The organism is Cobetia sp. PDI-23MA (assembly GCF_059507735.1).
This window is the reverse complement of record NZ_CM183352.1, coordinates 2,005,961-2,025,597: the sequence shown is the minus strand read 5'-3', so window position 1 is coordinate 2,025,597 and position 19,637 is coordinate 2,005,961. Positions and strand designations below refer to the sequence as shown.

General features: G+C 58.9%; 13 protein-coding genes. 6 read left to right on the top strand and 7 right to left on the bottom strand.

Annotated elements, in window-relative coordinates; genetic code table 11:
- Positions 1-12: 12 nt before the first annotated feature.
- From AC5WNJ_RS08590 to metH, 7 genes are all read right to left on the bottom strand, one after another.
- Entirely contained in the window at positions 13-1,665 is a 1,653-nt protein-coding gene (locus tag AC5WNJ_RS08590; RefSeq protein ID WP_141391638.1) for a nitrite/sulfite reductase, read from the bottom strand.
- A gap of 289 nt (positions 1,666-1,954) precedes the next feature.
- A complete protein-coding gene (locus AC5WNJ_RS08585; RefSeq protein ID WP_495929388.1) occupies positions 1,955-3,934 on the bottom strand; it encodes a sensor domain-containing protein in 1,980 nt (659 codons plus the stop codon).
- A 22-nt stretch (positions 3,935-3,956) separates the two neighbouring features.
- On the bottom strand, positions 3,957-4,400 hold the full coding sequence (locus tag AC5WNJ_RS08580) for a hypothetical protein (protein WP_225346687.1): 444 nt from the start codon (positions 4,398-4,400) through the stop codon (positions 3,957-3,959).
- 100 nt (positions 4,401-4,500) lie between these two features.
- The gene (locus AC5WNJ_RS08575; protein WP_225346686.1) at positions 4,501-5,415 is read right to left on the bottom strand and encodes an ABC transporter substrate-binding protein; all 915 of its coding nucleotides are present in this window, start codon (positions 5,413-5,415) and stop codon (positions 4,501-4,503) included.
- Between the two features lie 45 nt (positions 5,416-5,460).
- Complete coding sequence (locus tag AC5WNJ_RS08570; RefSeq protein WP_263643029.1) at positions 5,461-5,589, bottom strand: hypothetical protein; 129 nt, start codon at positions 5,587-5,589, stop codon at positions 5,461-5,463.
- Positions 5,590-5,993: 404 nt separating this feature from the next.
- A complete protein-coding gene (locus AC5WNJ_RS08565; protein WP_175088786.1) occupies positions 5,994-7,322 on the bottom strand; it encodes an MATE family efflux transporter in 1,329 nt (442 codons plus the stop codon).
- 302 nt (positions 7,323-7,624) lie between these two features.
- On the bottom strand, positions 7,625-11,350 hold the full coding sequence (gene metH / locus AC5WNJ_RS08560; protein WP_175088785.1) for a methionine synthase: 3,726 nt from the start codon (positions 11,348-11,350) through the stop codon (positions 7,625-7,627).
- A 376-nt stretch (positions 11,351-11,726) separates the two neighbouring features.
- On the opposite strand from metH, the gene nfuA reads away from it, so the two are divergent.
- From nfuA to AC5WNJ_RS08530, 6 genes are all read left to right on the top strand, one after another.
- Positions 11,727-12,317: a Fe-S biogenesis protein NfuA gene (gene nfuA, locus AC5WNJ_RS08555; protein WP_175088784.1), complete on the top strand. Its 591-nt coding sequence runs from the start codon at positions 11,727-11,729 to the stop codon at positions 12,315-12,317.
- 332 nt (positions 12,318-12,649) lie between these two features.
- Positions 12,650-14,449, top strand: coding sequence for a sensor domain-containing diguanylate cyclase (locus tag AC5WNJ_RS08550; RefSeq protein WP_175088783.1), 1,800 nt, complete (start codon positions 12,650-12,652; stop codon positions 14,447-14,449).
- A 347-nt stretch (positions 14,450-14,796) separates the two neighbouring features.
- Complete coding sequence (ectA, locus tag AC5WNJ_RS08545; protein WP_404813685.1) at positions 14,797-15,354, top strand: diaminobutyrate acetyltransferase; 558 nt, start codon at positions 14,797-14,799, stop codon at positions 15,352-15,354.
- A 282-nt stretch (positions 15,355-15,636) separates the two neighbouring features.
- The gene (gene ectB, locus AC5WNJ_RS08540) at positions 15,637-16,902 is read left to right on the top strand and encodes a diaminobutyrate--2-oxoglutarate transaminase (RefSeq protein WP_043334231.1); all 1,266 of its coding nucleotides are present in this window, start codon (positions 15,637-15,639) and stop codon (positions 16,900-16,902) included.
- Positions 16,903-17,061: 159 nt separating this feature from the next.
- A complete protein-coding gene (locus AC5WNJ_RS08535) occupies positions 17,062-17,454 on the top strand; it encodes an ectoine synthase (RefSeq protein WP_043334232.1) in 393 nt (130 codons plus the stop codon).
- 278 nt (positions 17,455-17,732) lie between these two features.
- A complete protein-coding gene (locus tag AC5WNJ_RS08530) occupies positions 17,733-19,628 on the top strand; it encodes an EAL domain-containing protein (RefSeq protein ID WP_175088781.1) in 1,896 nt (631 codons plus the stop codon).
- Positions 19,629-19,637: the final 9 nt, after the last annotated feature.

Genomic DNA, 19,637 nt, shown 5'->3' with positions numbered 1-19,637 from the left:
TGTGCAGTCACCTCAGGCATAGACCCGCTCCTTGAACGGCTTCATGCCGATGCGGTGGTAGGTATCGACGAAGACTTCATCTTCCAGACGCTGCTCGACGTAGACCTGCAGCACCTTGTCGATGACGTTCGGCATGTCTTCGGCATTGAAGGAGGGGCCGAGAATCTTGCCGAGCGTGGCGTTGTCGTCGCTGCGTCCGCCCAGCGAGACCTGGTAGAACTCCTGGCCTTTCTTGTCGACACCCAGGATGCCGATGTTGCCGACGTGGTGATGGCCACAGGCGTTCATGCAGCCCGAGATGTTCAGGTCCAGCGGGCCGAGGTCGTACAGGAAGTCGAGGTCTTCGAAGCGGTCCTGCAGTGCCTGAGCGATGGGAATCGACTTGGCATTGGCCAGCGAGCAGAAATCGCCACCCGGGCAGCAGATCATGTCCGCCAGCGTGCCGACGGTCGGGTTGGCCATGCCGAGTTCTTCCAGCGCCTTCCAGAGTGTCTCGAGCTCATCAACCGGCACGTCTGACAGCACCAGGTTCTGCTCGTGTGTCACGCGCAGTTCACCGAAGCCATATTGCTCCGCGAGGTCAGCCACGGCGTCCATCTGGTCAGCAGTGACGTCACCCGGGGCCAGTTCACGGCGCTTGAGCGACAGGGTGACGGCCTTGTAGCCCGGCACCTTGTGGCCGACGACGTTGTTGGTCACGAAACGCGCGAAGGCGCGGTTCTCGCGGCGCAGGGTCTCGTAGGCCTCGATGGCCTCGGCGCTGACTTCACGGCGCTCAGGCTCGGGGAAGTAGCTGGTCGCCTTGGTGACGGCGGAGTCGGTGAGGGTTTCCGGGCCATCCTTGAGGTGGGCCCATTCTTCCTCGACGCGACGGCGGAATTCCTCGATTCCCAGTGCCTTGACCAGGATCTTGATGCGCGCCTTGTACTTGTTGTCGCGACGGCCCCACTGGTTGTAGACACGCACGATAGCGTCCAGATAGGTCAACAGGTGCTGCCAGTCGAGGTCTTCGCGCACGATGTCGCCGACCATCGGTGTACGGCCGAGGCCGCCACCCGCCAGGATGGTGGCCTTGACGCTGCCATCGTCGGCGCGGTTGAGACGAATGCCGATATCGTGGACCTGGATGGCAGCACGGTCGGCGCTTGCGCCGGTGACGGCAATCTTGAACTTGCGCGGCAGATAGGCAAATTCCGGGTGAAGCGTGGACCACTGACGGATCAGCTCACACCACGGACGCGGGTCGACGGTCTCGTCTTCCGCGATACCGGCGAACTGGTCAGTCGTGGTATTGCGGATGCAGTTGCCGCTGGTCTGGATCGCATGCATCTCGACCTGAGCGAGTTCGGCGAGAATTGCCGGGACATCTTCCAGCTTCGGCCAGTTCAGCTGCAGATTCTGGCGGGTGGTGAAGTGTCCATAGGAACGGTCATAACGACGACTGATGGCCGCCATGGCGCGCAGCTGGACAGCGCTCAACATGCCGTAAGGAATGGCGATACGCAGCATCGGGGCGTGACGCTGGATGTAAAGGCCATTCTGCAGGCGCAGAGGGCGGAATTCTTCATCCCCCAGACGGCCCGCCAGATAGCGATCCATCTGGTCCTTGAACTGAGCTACCCGCTCGTCGACCAGTGTCTGGTCGTAGGTGTCATAGCGATACATGTCAGGGGTGTCCTGCGGTCGGGCATCAGATGATCGTCCACTGATGCGAATCTTGTTGATGCTGAAGCCACCATACCCTCTATTCTTTATTCTTTAAAAGAATAAATCCTCATAGTTTTCGATGATGACGTTATTAAGAAGGGCGCGTCGAGTTTGCCTATCGGCAGCCAAAAAGAAAAGACCAGACGCCGGCTGGCAGGCGTCTGGCCAAGTACACGAGGGCTCACGATAGGCAAGGGCCTGCCACAGGCCGGGCTCGCGCAGAACTGACGACATCAGTCAGACGATATCAGTCCAGGTCATTGCCTGTGCCTGGTGCGCTCCTGACAGGTTTCAGCAGACTGAGGCGCGAATCCGCATGGGCGTGAAAGCGCGTCTCGAAGACTTGCTGCGGCATCGGGCGACCGAAGAGAAAGCCCTGGAAGGCGTGGACGCCCATGGTCTGGAAGATTTCGGCTTGCCCCAGCTCCTCGACCCCCTCGACAACGACCTGCATGCCGTGGGATTGGCCCATCGCGACGATGACCCGCGCCAGCTCCCTGTCCCGGCGACTGGTCTCGACGTTCATGACGAAGGAGTGATCGACCTTCAGGATGCCGAAAGGCAGATCATGCAGATAGGAGAGACATGAGAAGCCTGTTCCGAAATCATCCAGCGAGAGGTTGACGCCCAGCCTGCGTATGGCCTGCAACTGATAACGCAAGCTGTCTTTGCTGTCGAGCATCAGGTTCTCGGTGACCTCGACCACCAGCTGCGAGGGACGAATCGGGTAGCGCTCGAGCAGTGACTCGAGCTGGTGCAGCATGCCTTGATCCCTGAACTGGATGACAGAGGCGTTGACGGACAGATAGCGCTCCTCGATCCCGAGTCGTCGCCATTCACACAGGATGACGGCAGCCTCTTCCAATACCCAGTTGCCGATCTCGACGATCTGTCCGGTCTTTTCTGCTGCCGGAATGAACTCATCGGGTGGTACCAGGCCGAGCTCAGGGTGCTCAAGGCGGATCAGTGCCTCCGCACCGAGCAGTTCCGGCGCCTCCAGATCGGCACTGGCCGCCCGGAAGATGGGTTGTAAATAGAGGCGGAACCAGCCCATGGTCAAGGCTTCGCGAATCATGCGCTCCTTCAGGAACAACGGCTCACCGTCTTCCAGCGCGCTGTCACGGACGCAGGTGCGGTATTGATTGCCCCCTTTATGCTTGATATCGACCACGGTAAGTTCCAGCAGACGCATCAGCCGGCTCGGGCTCTCGTCATCTGCCTGCGCCTGCAGACCCGCCATGCTCAGACTGAGATGGATGGGTTCGCCAGCCTTGAGCAGCGGATGGGAGAAGGCGATTTGAATTCGGTGAACAAGTGGTCGCAAGTCATTGATATCACAGGTCATGACGAATTCATCACCACCAGTACGACCGATCCAGGCGGGGTCACACTCCTTGAGTCGTGCGCCAACCTCTTTCAACAGCAGATCACCGTCCATCGGCCCCAGGTGGTGATTGATGCTGTGGAATCGATCGATATTGACCAGCAGCAAACCAAAGACAGCGTCACGTGCGATCAACTGTTGTACGTGCTGATTGAGTGACAGCCGGTTGGGCAATTGAGTCAAGGGGTCAATCAGCTCATGCTCCAACAGTCGCTGCTGGGTCCTGGTCAGTTCGGTGATGTCCGTCAGCAGCATCATCGTGCCCCGGGATTGGCTGCCATTGGCGGCCGGAATGACCACCTGGACCTGACGGTCTTCCTGATGTCGGCAGTTCAATGTCATTACAAGGTCATTGCAGGCATTGCCCAGCTTCAAGGCAGTACTGATGCGATGGATATGCTTGCTATTCTGACTGCTGATGAGAGTATCGAAGGGCATGCCGACAAGATGTTCACGTGTCCAACCGGTCACCTCCAGCATTTGCTCGCTGGCATCCTGCACTGTGCCCTTGTCGTCGATCACCAGCAGCAATGCGGGGGTATCACGGTAGAAGTGTTGATAGCGCTCTTCGTTGTTACGCAGCGTTTCCATCATGTTGAAGATTCGCTGCCCCAGCTTGTTCAGCTCCACGATGACCTTGTTGATCTCACGCGAGTGAACAGGGGGAATTCGTTGGAAGGTGGCATGCTGGCCCTCCAGCTGCCTCATGCGCCTCACAGCCTTGCTCAAGGGGTTCATCACATAGCGCTTCAACTGCCAGGAAAGCATCAGCAGGATCGACAGGATGATGGTCAGGGCAATCGCGAACAGCACTGCTCCACCCTGGTAACGGGCGGCAAGCAACGGTGCGTTGGTGCTCTCCAGTTCAAGTCTGCCAACGGCCTGCTTGACCAGAGAATTCTGATAGACAAGTGGCTTCGAATGCGTGACGGGGGTTCAAGGCTGTGCCGCTTTTGGCTATCTCCTCGACAAGCTCACCCTCATGATTGAAGTAGCGCACGGCATGGACGCTGGCGTGATGACTGAGAGTCTCGAGGTAGGCATGAACTCTCTCATCATCAAAGTTCCAGATGGCGTCCGGCATCGATAGTGCCACGATATCCATCATTTCCTGATGGTCATCATGCATGTGCTCGACGGCCTCACTGGCATAAAGGTAATAACTCACGGCTCCACTGATGGCACAGATGGCGAATACCAGCGGCGCAAGTATCCGCAGTATTCGCCATCTGAGCGGTGACGCATGCTCGCCATCACCCCCGGGTGCCGTATCCGGGGTCTTGACGGGTGTCGGGCCATCATTGATCACGCTGTTCTCCCTCGGTGGCGATGAAAGTCGCCCTGCTAGCTATCCTTGCGGCCCCTCATTGAGGGGTATTCATGAGCGCGCTGGAATGTGCAATCTTCTTCTAGACGGCAGGAGCCTGAGGGAGCAATCCGGATGCCGCGGCCTGGTGATCAAGCATCTGCGCCAATACCTTCATCGGATCAAACCCATAGTCATCCTGCGATGGCTGCAATCCGAAGGCCGCGAAATCTGCAGCCTCCCAGTCAGGATTTTCCAGAAATGGGCCGTATCGAGCCACATTACCATGCGTGATGGCGCTCATCGGAAAGTTGACGGTTCTGGGGGTCCATTCCTCGATATCGGCATGGTCTCTTGCCATCACCATCGCCCAGGCTCCCGCCATGAAATGACCGCCGTCCGTCAACAGCATGCGCTGATCCTTCACCATGCTGATACCCTCCGGTGACCAGTTGAGTCCTGCCACCAGCACATCCACGCCGGGCGTGAGGCTCGCTGACTCGAGCGCAAGAATGGCCCCCTCGGCCATGGCATCATTCGCCGCCCAGATCAGATCATTCTGACCGCTTGAGCGGCTGACCCACTTAAGATATTGCGCAGTAAGATGTTCAGCATCCCGAGTATTCCAGCGCGCCTCGAGTATGCGGTCTATGTGGACATTCTGGTCCTGGGAAAAGCCGGCAAGCATGCCGGTATTGCGGGCAATCGAGGCAGGTGTTCGGGTATCCCCGATCAAGGCAAGCCCATGCAATTGTTCGGTGGGGGACCCTTCCCGCGCCACCTTGATCAACTGGGCCGCCATGCGTTTGCCCGCGGTATGGTTGTCCGGGATGACGCTGCCGATCCAGGAGGGGTGGAGGGACCCCGGGGTGCCATGAATCAGCGCCTGTTCGCGGCTCAGTCCGTTCAACAGCATCACGACATGGGTGTCGTGGCCATCCGCGATCGTCAACAACTCGGATGCCGCCTGCTCTTCATTGACCAGCAGGAGATAATCAGGAGCGGAAGGGCTCTCCAAAGCCTGAATCGCGAGTTTCCTGAGCAGGATGGGATTCCGCTCGGCTTAGACGACTTCCAGCGAGATGTTCAAGTCCAGGGCGGCCGCTCGCATGGTGTTCGTCACCATGTCCCAGAAGCGCTCGCCACGAAGCCCGGGGTTCACGAAGGTGGCGTTCAGCGTGCGTCCTGGCATCGCCTTCTGTGCAACACGTGCCCTCGACTCGCCTTAAGGATAGGTCGAAGCTTGAGTATTTATTGAGGCTCGAGGCGTGAGATCGGAGGAGGAAGAGCCAGAGGATGCGGCGTTGACCAACCCGCTGAGGGCAAGGCAACCACACAGGACGATCAGCCTTGGCAAGCCAAGTTGTACTCGTCCTGTCTCGTGGGTGGCAGCGGACATGGCGTTCTCCCTATTACATTTGATTACAATTCAATCAGGATACGCGACTGGGCAGGCCTTGAATTGACTGCAACAAAGCTGCCATTTACCAAATTTCAACGATTGAACGATCTATATCATTGACTCTTGATATTTACCATGAGCTACAGGAGCGAGTGGCTACAGCGATGAATGGCGAGTCGCATCATAGAGCATTATCAAAGGCGCAAGGCTTGCCATGCTCTTCGCTGCCAGATAAGTCCGAAGACGAGCGAGTTGAGCAGGCGATAGGCGAGCTGAATTGCCCAGATGGCGACGAGGCCCCCTTCCTGATGAACCCCCCACCACCAGGCCGCGGGCAGAAAGATCAGCCACTGCAGGCTCAAGGTGGCAAGCATCACGGTGCGATGGGCGCCGGCGCCCAGCAGTGCCTGGGCCAGCACGATAGCGGTGCAATCGAGCACGATCATGGCGGCCGTCATCTGCAGAGGTAGCTTGCCCAGCTCGATCAACTGTGGGCGATGCAGGAACAATCCGAGCACGCTCTCGGGCGCGACCCACAGTGGCAAGCCCAGCAGCAATAGACACGGCAGTGCCACGCGCACGGTGTCCCACCCCCAGCGGTGGGCCTCTTCATGTTCGCCGCTGCCCAGAGACTGCCCCACCAGACTCATGGCGGCCAGCCCAAGTCCGACCCCGGGCAGTATCAGTAGCAGGGAGAGATTCACCAGTACATGGCCGACCGCGACACTGGCCGCATCGATCTGACCGAGTATCCAGAACAGCATCGCGTAGCCTGCCGCGAACCATAACTGCTGAAAGGAGTGGGGCACCGCGAGCTTCAACAGCGTCAGGTAATGCGTCATCGGCGGCCAGGCATGCAGAACACCGTGCAGACTGCGCTCGCCCAGCGTCGCCTTGATCCACAGCGCCAATGCGACCAGCAGGGACAGTGTCGTACCGGCCCCGGCGCCATCCGCGCCCATCTGCGGAGCACCGAACAGGCCATGGATCAGAATGATGCTGAGCACGACATTGACCGCCTGGGTGATCAACATGATGCGCAGATAGATCCCGGTGCGCTGCAGGCCATTCCAGAAGCCCCGGAAGCAGAACGCCATGGCGACAGGTATCAGCCCCAGCACACGCCATTGAAAATATGACGAGGCCGTTTCATGCACGCCGGACTGGTCATTGATCAGTGACAGCAGCGGCCCAGCCCAGTGATGGCAGGCGAGGGTGACAGGAATGCCGATCGACAACGCCAACACCAGGCCGGCATTGAGGCCTTCGCCACAACGCTCGGGCGATTCCTCGCCCAGGCGTCGCGAGGTCTGAGCCTGAACGGCGGAAGACAGCCCGAAGATCAGTGCCGTGACCATGAACATGGCGTAGCCACCGATCCCGACACCCGCCAGCGCCGTTTCCCCCAGGCTGCCGACCAGTGCCGCATCAATCAGGTTGAGCAGACTCTGCGACAGCATCGCCCCGATGATGGGCAGCGCCAGTTTCAGTATTCGTGTGTTGCGCGCAAGATTCCCCAGCATCAGACGCTCCCACGCGGGGTGGCGAAAGGATATGAAGCTCGGGAAGAATTGAAAGCCTCGAATGTGCCTGAAAAACGGGAAACCAGTGAACAGAGCATTGATTTATAGAGGAGTGATAGACAAAGCAGTGACAACGGCAGCACGGGCGACTCACGACAGCGGACAAGAGGGGCAACATGATAGCGCGCTCGGCAAACTGAAGACATCGGCTCACAGACAACAGCGCGCCCCACTTCCTGAGAGGTGAGGCGCGCGGGGCGACGTTGGCGGTGTCAGACGGTGGGGGCAGCTGACGGGAGGAGTCAATCGGTGTCTGGATCGTAGCCCAGCACCGGCGACAGCCAGCGTTCCATCTCGCCAAGCTCCATTGCCTTGCGGCTCGCCAGGGACTGCACCTGATCGCGAGTGATCTTGCCGGTGGAGAAGTACTTCGACTCCGGGTGCGCGAAGTACCAGCCTGAGACGGCGGCGGCTGGCCACATGGCAAAGCTCTCGGTCAGCTCCATGCCGGCATGCTTGCCTGGTTCGAGCATGCGGAACAGCGTGGCCTTCTCGGTGTGGTCCGGGCAGGCCGGATAGCCGGGCGCCGGACGAATGCCGCGATATTTCTCGGCGATCAACGCCTCGTTGTCGAGTACTTCCTCGCTGTCGTAGCCCCAGAACTCCTTGCGTACGCGCTCGTGCAGGCGCTCGGCAAAGGCTTCGGCGAGACGGTCCGCCAGCGCCTTGACCATGATGGCGTTGTAATCATCGCCAGCCGCCTCGTACTCCCTGGCCAGTTCATCCGCGCCATGCCCGGTGGTCACGGCGAAGCCACCGATCCAGTCCGGCTTGCCGCTATCACGCGGGGCGATGTAGTCGGCAAGACTGTGACAGACGCCATCACGATTCTTGGTCATCTGCTGACGGATATGATGCAGGCGCTCGACCACCTGTGTGCGTGATTCATCGGCGTAGACTTCCAGGGTGTCGTCGTCGACACAGTTGGCCGGCCAGAAGCCGATCACGCCACGCGCCAACAGCACCTTGTCATCGATCAGCTTGCGCAGCATCACCTTGGCATCGGCAAACAACGAACGCGCCGCTTCCCCGACTGTTTCATCCTGCAGAATTTTCGGGTACTTGCCCGCCAGCTGCCAGCTCATGAAGAAGGGCGTCCAGTCGATGCGCTCGACCAGTTCATTCAAATCGTAGTCATCGAAGACCTTGAGGCCGGTAAAGCTCGGGGCCGGCGGGGTGTAATGCTCCCAGTCCGTCTGGAAGCGACGCTTGCGCGCTTCGCGGTAGTCGAGATCCGCGGCCTTGGGGCGGCGCTTGGCATTGCGCTCGCGCACCACGGCGTACTCGGTGCGAATCTGATCGACATAAGCTGCCTTGAGTTCCGGCGACAGCAAACGCGATGCCACGCCCACCGCGCGTGAGGCATCAGTGACATAGATGACCGGCTGATCGTACTGCGGTTCGATCTTGACTGCGGTATGGGCCTTGGACGTGGTGGCACCACCGATCAGCAGCGGCAACTCGAAGCCACGGCGCTGCATCTCCCTCGCGACACTGACCATCTCGTCCAGCGACGGCGTGATCAGCCCCGAAAGCCCGATGATGTCGGCCTTCTCGTCGATGGCGGTCTGCAGAATCTTCTCCGCCGGCACCATCACGCCCAGGTCGATCACCTCATAGTTGTTGCACTGAAGCACCACACCGACGATGTTCTTGCCGATGTCGTGGACATCGCCCTTGACGGTGGCCATGACGATCCTGCCCTTGGCCTGGGTCTCGCCGCTCTTCTCGGCCTCGATGAAGGGGATCAGGTGGGCGACCGCCTGCTTCATGACGCGCGCCGACTTCACCACCTGGGGCAGGAACATCTTGCCCGCGCCGAACAGGTCGCCGACCACATTCATGCCGTCCATCAACGGCCCTTCGATGACCTCGATGGGCCGGGCTGCCTGCAGGCGCGCTTCTTCGGTATCTTCCTCGATATGGACGGTGATGCCCTTGACCAGCGCGTGCTCGATGCGCTTGTTGACCGACCAGCTGCGCCATTCGAGGTCTTCCTTCTTCTCGCCGCTGCTGCCATCGCCCTTGTACTTGTCGGCGATGTCGAGCAGGCGCTCGGTGCTGTCATCGCGGCGGTTGAGCACTACATCCTCGACGGCGTCGCGCAGCTCCCGGGGCAGGTCATCGTAGAGAGCCAACTGGCCGGCGTTGACGATGCCCATGCTCAGGCCCGCCTGGATGGCGTGATAGAGGAATACCGAGTGGATCGCTTCGCGGACCGGATTGTTGCCACGGAACGAGAAGGACACGTTGGAGACGCCACCGGAAATCATCGCGTGGGGCAAGTTGTCATGAATCCAGCGCGTGGCCTCGATGAAATCGACCCCGTAGTTGTCGTGCTCCTCGATGCCGGTGGCGATGGCGAAGATGTTGGGGTCGAAGATGATGTCTTCGGCCGGGAAGCCGATGTCATCGACCAGCATCCGGTAGGCGCGCTCGCAGATCTCTATCTTGCGCTGATAGGTGTCGGCCTGACCGACATCATCGAACGCCATGACCACTACCGCGGCGCCATGGCGACGACAGATCTGCGCCTGCTGACGGAAGCTTTCTTCGCCTTCCTTGAGCGAGATGGAATTGACCACCGCCTTGCCCTGGATGCACTTGAGCCCCGCCTCGATGATGTCCCACTTCGAGGAATCGACCATGATCGGCACGCGCGAGATGTCCGGCTCCGAGGCGATCAGGTTCAGGAAGCGCACCATGGCCTCCTGTGACTCCAGCATGCCCTCATCCATGTTGACGTCGATGACCTGGGCGCCATTCTCGACCTGTTCGAGGGCCACTTCCAGCGCGGTGGTGTAGTCCTCCTCCTTGATCAGGCGGCGGAAGCGCGCGGAGCCGGTGACGTTGGTGCGCTCACCAACATTGACGAAGAGCGAGTCCGGCTGAATGTTGAAGGGCTCAAGTCCCGACAGGCGGCAGGCCGGCGCGATCTCCGGCACCTTGCGCGGCGGGTACTGGGACACCACGCGCTTGACCGCCTGTATGTGCTGCGGGGTGGAGCCACAGCAGCCACCGATGATGTTGAGCAGGCCCGCGGCGGCGAAGGATCCGATGATCTCGGCCATCTCGTCCGGGGTCTGGTCGTACTCGCCGAATTCGTTGGGCAGGCCGGCGTTGGGGTGCGCGGAAACAAAGGTATCGGCCTTCTCGGACAGCTCACGCAGATAAGGACGTAGCTCCTCGGCGCCCAGTGCGCAGTTGAGGCCAATGCTCAGCGGGCGCGCGTGACGGACCGAGTTCCAGAAGGCTTCAGTAGTCTGGCCGGACAGCGTACGCCCCGAGGCATCGGTGATGGTGCCGGAGATCATCACCGGCAGGCGCGGATGGCCTTCGTCGAACAGCTCCTCGAGGGCGTAGATCGCCGCCTTGGCATTCAGGGTGTCGAAGATTGTCTCGATCAGGATCAGGTCTGCGCCGCCCTCGAAGAGCGCCAATGCGGCTTCGCGGTAGTTGTCGCGCAGGATATCGAAGGTGACATTGCGCTTGGCGGGGTCATTCACGTCCGGCGAGATGGAGCAGGTGCGGCTAGTCGGACCCAGCACCCCGGCGACGAAGCGCGGGATGCCAGTCTCGGCGGCCACGGCATCCGCCGTCTTGCGCGCCAGGCGTGCCGATTCGAGGTTGATCTCGTGGACCAGCGCCTGCATGCCGTAATCGGACTGCGACAGCTGAGTGGCATTGAAGGTGTTGGTCTCGACGATATCGGCGCCGGCCTCGAAGTAGGCGCGGTGGATCGCCTCGACGATGTCCGGTCGGGTCAACGCCAGCAGATCGTTGTTGCCCTTGATGTCGCTGGGCCAGTCGGCGAAGCGCTCACCTCGGAAGTCTTCCTCCTCCAGCCCGTAACTCTGCAACATGGTGCCCATGCCGCCATCGAGGATCAGGATGCGTTCCTGCAGCGCCTGGCTCAGCGCGTCGGACAAGGACAGAGAATAAGGAACAGGGGATTGGGCTTGCGCCATGACGGACTCCAGCGTACGTGACCTGTCGCGTTGTTTCCCGGGCGGGCAACTTTCTCTACCAAGCCAGTGCTTTGCCAAGCCAGCATCTTGCCGAGAAAGTCACACGCCACAGGCGCGAACTCATTGCTATTGAGAGGCGCCGGCGAGGGATTCGCTCAGAAACCCCCGCCTTGGCCAGTTGGAGCTATCGTATCAGACTACAGAAGCGTCACGATGAGCATGATTCATGGGCAACATGAGTCAGTCAGGAGTGTCTAAAAGGGAGTGGTCGCGCGCAGTCACCAAACCCGAGTGATTTGCTCAGGATTGCGAGTGCAGCAGGTTTTCCCTTAACATGGAGCCATTAGTCACCTGACATCAAGAGAGTCTCTGCGCCATGAGTGAGAGCATCCAGATTACCGATAGCGCCCAAGAGTATCTTGCCGAGCTGCTCGAGAAGCAGAACGTCGAAGGTATCGGCGTGCGCATCTTCATCACCCAGCCGGGCACTCCATATGCCGAGACCTGTCTCGCCTATTGCCGTCCGGGCGAGGAAGAGCCGACGGATGAGATCCTGGATCTGCCGAAGCTTAAGGTCTATCTCGACACGCACAGCGTGCCTTTCTTGGAAGAAGCGACTGTCGACTTCAATGCCGATCGCATGGGCGGCCAGCTGACCATCAAGGCACCGAACGCCAAGATGCCCAAGGTCAACGCGGATAGCCCGCTGGAAGATCGCATCAACTATATCCTCTACAGCGAGATCAACCCGGGGCTTGCAGCTCATGGCGGCGAGATCAAACTGGTGCAGCTGACCGAAGAGCAGGTCGCCGTCCTGCAGTTCGGCGGCGGTTGCCAAGGCTGCTCCGCCGTCGATCTGACCCTGAAGGATGGTGTCGAGAAGACGCTGATGGAGCGTATCCCGGAATTGACCGGTGTCCGTGACGTCACCGATCATACCGACACGACCAACGCCTACTACAGCTGAGGGCGGGTCTGGCTTCAGGCATGTGGCCAGGCCAATGCCAGAGTCGATCCAAGCACAGGCCAAGAATGCAATCTCCCATCGATTTTCGGTGGGAGATTTTTTTATGCGTGCGACGTCGGCCTCTCATGGGTTGAGGCGAGCTGGCGCGAGCCTGGGATATCCAGGCCAGGGCGCTCGGCGTATGAAGGGAGGCTCAGTGAAGTAGCTGAGTAAAGTATTAGGGTTATCTGGTATCGTGGCAGTATCTTTTTCATGCTGGCATCAGCTCTACGGCCGTCCGGCATGACGTGTGTTCGTCGAACCTTTCCTTCCATCGTCAAGAGATAGCCTTCATGAGTCTGGCCAACCTGCGTTTTCGCACCATCAACATCATCATCTGTGTGCTTTCTGCCTTGGCGGGTCTGGTGTTGCTGATCGTGTTGGCATTTATTACCCGTAATGTGTCCGACCTGCAGCGTGACTGGCAGGAATATCAGCAGGCGCGCTCTGACAAGCCGCGCCTAGAGGGGCAGCTGACCAAGGCCTTAGGCTATGGCGGTATGGTGCATGATTTCAAGAATCTCGTATTGCGTCAGGACCTTGACTTGCTCGTTGAGATACAAAGTGAGATTGGGGCCGCACGTAGTGCTCTTAACCGCTATCAAAACCTCGGGTTATCACAAGGAGAGGAAATGGCGGTGGCGGGTCTGCGTGCCACCATCAGTCGCTATGAGCAGATGACTCCTAGAATACGCGAGATGATTGAGCAGGGGCGTTCTAGTACCGATATCGACAAGGTGGTAAAGATCGACGATTTCCAGGCTGTCTCAGGGCTAGATACCTTGCGCCGTATCTCCGTCGCTGAGTTACGTGATAATGACAACCCGCTTGAGAACGGCATGGGTAAGGCGAGACTGGTAGCCAACCTGCGACGTGACCTCGGCTATGGCGAGATGATCCACCACTTCAAGAATTACGTACTGCGTAGTGATGCTATCTACGGTCAACAGGCGGCGCAGGACCTCGAGTCGCTGCGAGCGACACTGGCGGCATATCGTGAGATGGGCATGAATACTGCCGAGCAGCGTGCTATTCGCGATATTGCCGATGTCATCCAGTCCTACAGTGACCGCTTGAACAAGGTCAGCCAGTTGCATGACCAGCAGACAGAGCTTTCGCCGCGTGAGATCGATCAGCAAGTCAGGATCAATGAAGCACAAGCGCTTGCAGCACTGGCGGTGCTGGATCATGAAACCCGCATGCGGATCGGGGCGACCTCTGCCTCGGTAGGCAAGACGCTCAATCTGTTGGCCACGGTGGCGCCGGTCGTCAATGGCCTGGCGTTGGCGATGATCGTGGTGCTGATCGGCATCTCGATGTGGCTGTTTGGACGTTATGTCCTGGTGCCGATACGTCGTCTAACGCAGACCATGAATACCTTGGCCAACGATGATGTGAGCGTGGTGATCGATAGTACTCAGCACACCAATGAAGTGGGCCAGATGGCGCGGGCGTTGCAGAAGTTCAAGTACAACATCATCGAGAGCAACAACTACAAGAAGCGTATCACGCAACTGGCGATGCATGATTCTCTGACGGGGCTGCCCAATCGACAGCATTTCTATGAGCGGGTCGAGCATTGGCTCGAAAGCGTCAGTGACGAAGGCGGGCAGCTGGCGTGTCTCATGCTGGACATCGACAAGTTCAAGCCCATCAATGATATCCATGGCCATGCTGCCGGGGATGTGGCGCTCAAGGTGATCGCGGAGCGACTCAATCAGGTGGTGCGCAAGGGCGATTTCGTCGCGCGTCTGGGAGGCGATGAGTTCGTGGTGCTGGTCCACAATGCCGACATCCAGGCGAATCTGGGTCGCCACGGGGAACTCGCCCAGCTGGCCCAGCGCATCATCGACAGTCTGGGCAAGCCATTCCTGTATGAAGAGCACAAGCTGGAAGTGGGCTGCAGCATCGGGATTGCTATCGCCCCTCAACATGGCGCCGACCGTGAACAGCTATCACACAATGCGGACATGGCGCTGTACGCCGCCAAGCATGAGGGACGCAATTGCGCGGTGCAGTTCAGCCGCCATGATGAGCTGGGCCAGATTGTCGCGATCGCGAGCAAGAAGCGTGATGTGCAGAAACAGCAGTGACGGAAGCCCTAGGGTTCAAGCACTAGTGCAGAAGCCGCCTCAGCGGCATTGGCAACGATAGCAAGGCTAGATGCCGCATGAGCAGGCAATCTAACGGCGCCCCTCGGGGTGCCGTTTTGCGTCTGGTGGGGACAAACCACCTGCGGGCGGTGGGCAAGGGCGAGTATTGCCCGGTACTGGTACTGGCCATGGCCCCGGCTTGCGCGCTCACCGACACGGGGCTTGGGATAATTCTACGTTATCCATACGCTTCACGAGAATAATTTATGGTTTGCGACATCCATAACGGTTTGTTATGGTTTATAGCGAATTCGCCAACTGCGAAATATTTTATGAAAACCATGACAATGACTTCCACGATTCAGGGCCTGGCCCACCACACCCACGATGCTGTGATCAACCGCGCCAGCGCGCCGTTGTTCATCCGTCAGCCGACTACCGATGATGGTTGGGGCATCTATGAGCTGGTCAAGGCCTGCCCGCCGCTGGACCTCAATTCAGGGTATTCGTACGTTTTGCTGGCCACGCAGTTCCGTGACAGCTGTGCCATCGCGACAGATGAGGAAGGTGAGGTCGTCGGCTTCGTTTCCGGTTACACCCGCAACGACGCCCCGCAGACCTTCTTCCTTTGGCAGATCGCCGTCGGTGAGAAGGCGCGTGGTACTGGCCTGGCACGTCGTTTGATTGAAGCCGTGATGAAGCGTCCCGAAATGGCGCACGTGCGTCATCTTGAGACCACCATCACGCCGGACAACGAGGCGTCCTGGGCATTGTTCACTCGCCTCGCCGAGCGCTGGCAGGTGCCGCTTCACTCGCGTGAATACTTCTCTTCAGACCAGCTGGGTGGCGTGCACCTAGCCGAAAACCTGGTGCGCATCGGCCCGTTCCTGCCAAGAGACATCTGAGTGCTCGACGCGCTCAAGGCTCTTGTGAAAATCAAGGCCCATGCGCAGCAAGGGCGGGTAGCAAATCGCAAGAAGTCCCGGACGGGACGCCGTCATGATTCTTGTGTCGGTCGTCGAGAAGAATCACGTCCCGTTCGGCAGATGTTCACGACAGGAAGGTTGTGACATCTCCTGCTGACCCCATGTGTTAGCGAGGTGGGGGCAGTGTCATTCGTTGGATCGTCTTTACATTCTGGTATGGCCTTTTAGTACGCGGCCATCCATCACCAGGGAGGTGACAGCATGAATACGCAGATTCTCGAACAGATGGAATCCGAGGTACGCACTTATTCGCGTTCTTTCCCGACCGTTTTCACCAAGGCGCAGAATGCCCACCTGTTCACCGAGGACGGCAAGCGCTACATCGATTTCCTCGCCGGTGCCGGTGTGCTCAACTACGGGCATAATCATCCGGTACTCAAGAAGGCACTGGTCGATTACATCAGCAATGATGGCATCATTCACGGTCTGGATATGTGGACTTCCGCTAAGCGTGATTTCCTCGAAGCGCTGGAGGAAGTGATCCTCAAGCCGCGTGGTCTGGACTACAAGGTCCACTTCCCGGGGCCGACCGGCACCAACGCGGTCGAAGCTGCCATTCGTCTGGCGCGCAAGGTTTCCGGCCGCCACAACATCGTGTCGTTCACCAACGGCTTCCATGGTGTGACCATGGGTGCGCTGGCCACCACCGGTAACGCCAAATTCCGCGATGCGGCAGGCCTGCCGGCGCAGGGTGCGCAATTCGTGCCTTACGATGGCTACATGGGTGAGGGCATCGACACCGTTGCCTATCTCGACAAGCTGCTCAAAGATTCCTCCAGCGGTCTGGATCGCCCGGCAGCAGTGCTGGTCGAGACCGTACAGGGTGAGGGCGGTATCAACCCGGCCTCCATCGAATGGCTCCAGCGTCTGGATGCGTTGTGCAAGGAGCACAAGATCCTGCTGATCGTGGATGATATCCAGGCGGGTTGTGGTCGTACCGGCAAGTTCTTCAGCTTCGAGCACGCCAACATCGTGCCGGATATCGTCTGCAACTCGAAGTCGCTGTCTGCCTCCGGTGTGCCGTTCGCGATGGTGATGATGCGTCCCGAGCTGGACCAGTGGAAGCCGAGCCAGTACAACGGCACCTTCCGTGGCCACGCCCTGGCCTTCGTTACCGGCGCCGCCGCGCTGCGCCACTTCTGGAGCGATGACAAGTTCGAGCGCGACATCCAGCGTAAGGGCCGTATCGTCGAAGACCGCTTCCAGAAGATTGCCGCCAAGGCTCGCGAGAACGGCTTCGAAGCGCACGAGAAGGGCCGTGGCCTGATGCGCGGTATCGATGTCCGTGACGGTGAGCTGGCCGATGCCATCACCTCACGCTGCTTCGAGCAGGGCTTGATCATCGAGACCAGTGGTCATTCCGGTCAGGTCGTCAAGTGCCTGTGCCCGCTGACCATCCGCGACGAAGATCTGCTGGAGGCCCTCGATATCATCGAGGAAAACGCTGCCGCGGTGCTGTCCAAGTAACGTTGTCTTCCCGCGGGGCGCCCGATCATCGGTGCCCCGCGGGTCGTTGGTGAGCCCCTGGCTTGCCATCCCCACCGATTGCCCATCCAGGTCATCCCTTCGTTACGGTAATCGCCATCTGTCAGCTGTCGATGTCAGGCAGCCTAGTGAGGAAAACACATGATCGTTCGCAATCTCGAAGAAGCTCGCAGCACCGATCGTCTGGTCAAGGCCGAGAATGGCAACTGGGATAGCACGCGCCTGCTGCTCGATGAAGATGGTGGCAAGTGTTCGTTCCACATCACCCGAATCTTTGAAGGCACCGAGACCCACATCCATTACAAGCATCACTATGAAGTGGTGTATTGCATGGAAGGTGAGGGTGAGGTCGAAACCTTGGCCGATGGCAAGATCTGGCCGATCAAGCCGGGCGACATCTATATCCTCAACGAGCATGACGATCACCTGCTGCGTGCCACCAAGACCATGCACTTGGCCTGTGTGTTCACCCCAGGCCTGACCGGCAAGGAAGTCCATCGTGAAGATGGCTCCTATGCACCTGCCGAAGCCTGAGACCCTGTCGCGTCTTGAGTGAGGCGCGAAGCGCCTGACCTCAAAGGGACAAGCGCCATCCAGAAAGCCCCGTAGCCTTGCTGCGGGGCTTTCTGCGTCGTGGTGAAGAGAAATTGCATCATGAAGTTGCCTAATGGCAGGGCGTGCAGGGCTTTACACGCTCAATTATCGTTAGTGGCGCGTAATTTGCCGACTCTGCCAGTCAACAGTCGAGACGAGTATGCTCAAGTACTAAAATGCGGTTATATCTCCTGGAAATTCCAACGAGGAAGTAGGCCATGGCAGATTCCACTCCAAAGACGACCCTCGCGCCAGGTGGGCGCCCCGGCTTCAGGCCGGCGGCGCCTCATCCGCGTGAAGAAGAGCGTCTCAATAGCCTGCATTCTTTACATGTATTGGATAGTGATCATGAAAAGCGTTATGACGATCTGACGCGCCTGGTCGCCGATATCTTTGATGTGCCCATCTGCCTCGTGTCGCTGGTGGACGAAGACCGCCAGTGGTTCAAGGCCCATTGTGGGCTGGATGCACGGCAGACGGACAGGGATCTCGCTTTCTGTGCCCACGCGCTGCATGAAGAGCGCTTTCTGGTCATCAATGATGCGCGTCAGGATGAGCGCTTCTTTGATAACGCCCTGGTGACAGGGCCACCGCATGTCTGCTTCTATGCGGGTGCCGTGCTGCGTGATAGTAGCGGATTGCCGCTGGGCACCTTGTGTCTGATCGACCACAAGCCCCGTCAGCTGGCTACGGCCCAGCTGGAGCGGCTGGAGCGTTGTGCACTGTTGGTCGAGAATGAGCTAATCCAGCGTGATGCGCTGCTGGCAGAACGCGCACGCGCCACCCTGCAAGCCAATATCGACCCCATTACCGGCTACAGCCTGCGTAGGCGCTTTCTTCAGAAAATGGCTGCTTGGCTAGAAGAATATGCAAGTCAAGGGCCGATACAAGTCATCCTGATTAAGCTGCAAAATGCTGAAAGACTGCGCAGGCAGCAGGGTGTCGATTTCTACGAAGGCGTACTGCAATCATTGTCCCACCAGCTCAATGAAAACTTCGATGATGAGAGCCTACTCAAGGGGCGCATCAGCGAAGATACCCTGATGATTTTGTTACCTCGTAACCAGGCCTTACACGGCATGCGCTGGCATCGTTTCGTGGAACAACCTTGGCTATTGCATCTCTCCGCCAACACCCGACCTGATTTACTGATCGGAGCAGGCACCTTCATCAGCGATGACATGTCAGGGGCGGAACTGGTCGAGGTGGTGGAAGAGGAGCTTGTCTGTGCCAGTGAATGGGCGCCGAAAGAGAAGGGCGTGCAGTTCGCGGATCTGACAGACAATCTGAATCTGCGTTTCGAGATGAACAACCGCTTTGCCCAAGCACTTCGTGACAATGAACTACGTATCCACCTGCAGCCAATCGTCACTGCTGGCCGTCAAAGCCTCAGTGGTCAGGAAGTGCTACTGCGCTGGCAGGACAAGGATCGCTGGATCACACCCCATCAGATGCTGCGCATCGCCAGACACGCGGGGCTGGATGAGGAGCTTGATATCTGGGTCTTGCGCAGAAGTTGCGCTTTGCTGAGCCATTGGGTTTCGACTAGGGAGGAGGGGGCTACCGTGTTGCCGCTGTCGTTGAACGTAACGGCGTCGCGTCTCGTTGAAGCCGAGTATATGGATGTTCTGCGGCGCGTTCTTCGCCTCTACAGACTCAGGGGAGATTGCCTTCGCCTTGATATCAGCGGTGTCGAGAGTTTTGTCGCGACGCCTGAGCCATTGGTCTCGGCGATGAAATCGCTGGCCAATGACGGCATCAGCTTCTGTGTCGACCGTTTCGGCCCTGAGCATGACAGCCTGCGTCTGTTAAGCATGCTGCCCATCGCTAGCGTGAAACTGCATCCTCGCTGGATCAGTCTGTTGCAGACCGATACGCGTCAGGGGCGGCTATTGAAAGCCTGGACGGCGGCATTGCATGCCCTGGATATATCCGCCATCGCAGTTGGCATCGAACACTCACGCCATCGCCAGACAATGGTTGATCTGGGCTTTGATCAATTGCAGGGACACGCTTTCGGAGAGCCGATGGCGCCAGATGAAGATTACGGTAAATGGAAGGCTAGGGTGGAAAGCTCTCTTGAGCCGCAATCTGACAAATCCGCCGACACATGATGGCTAGGC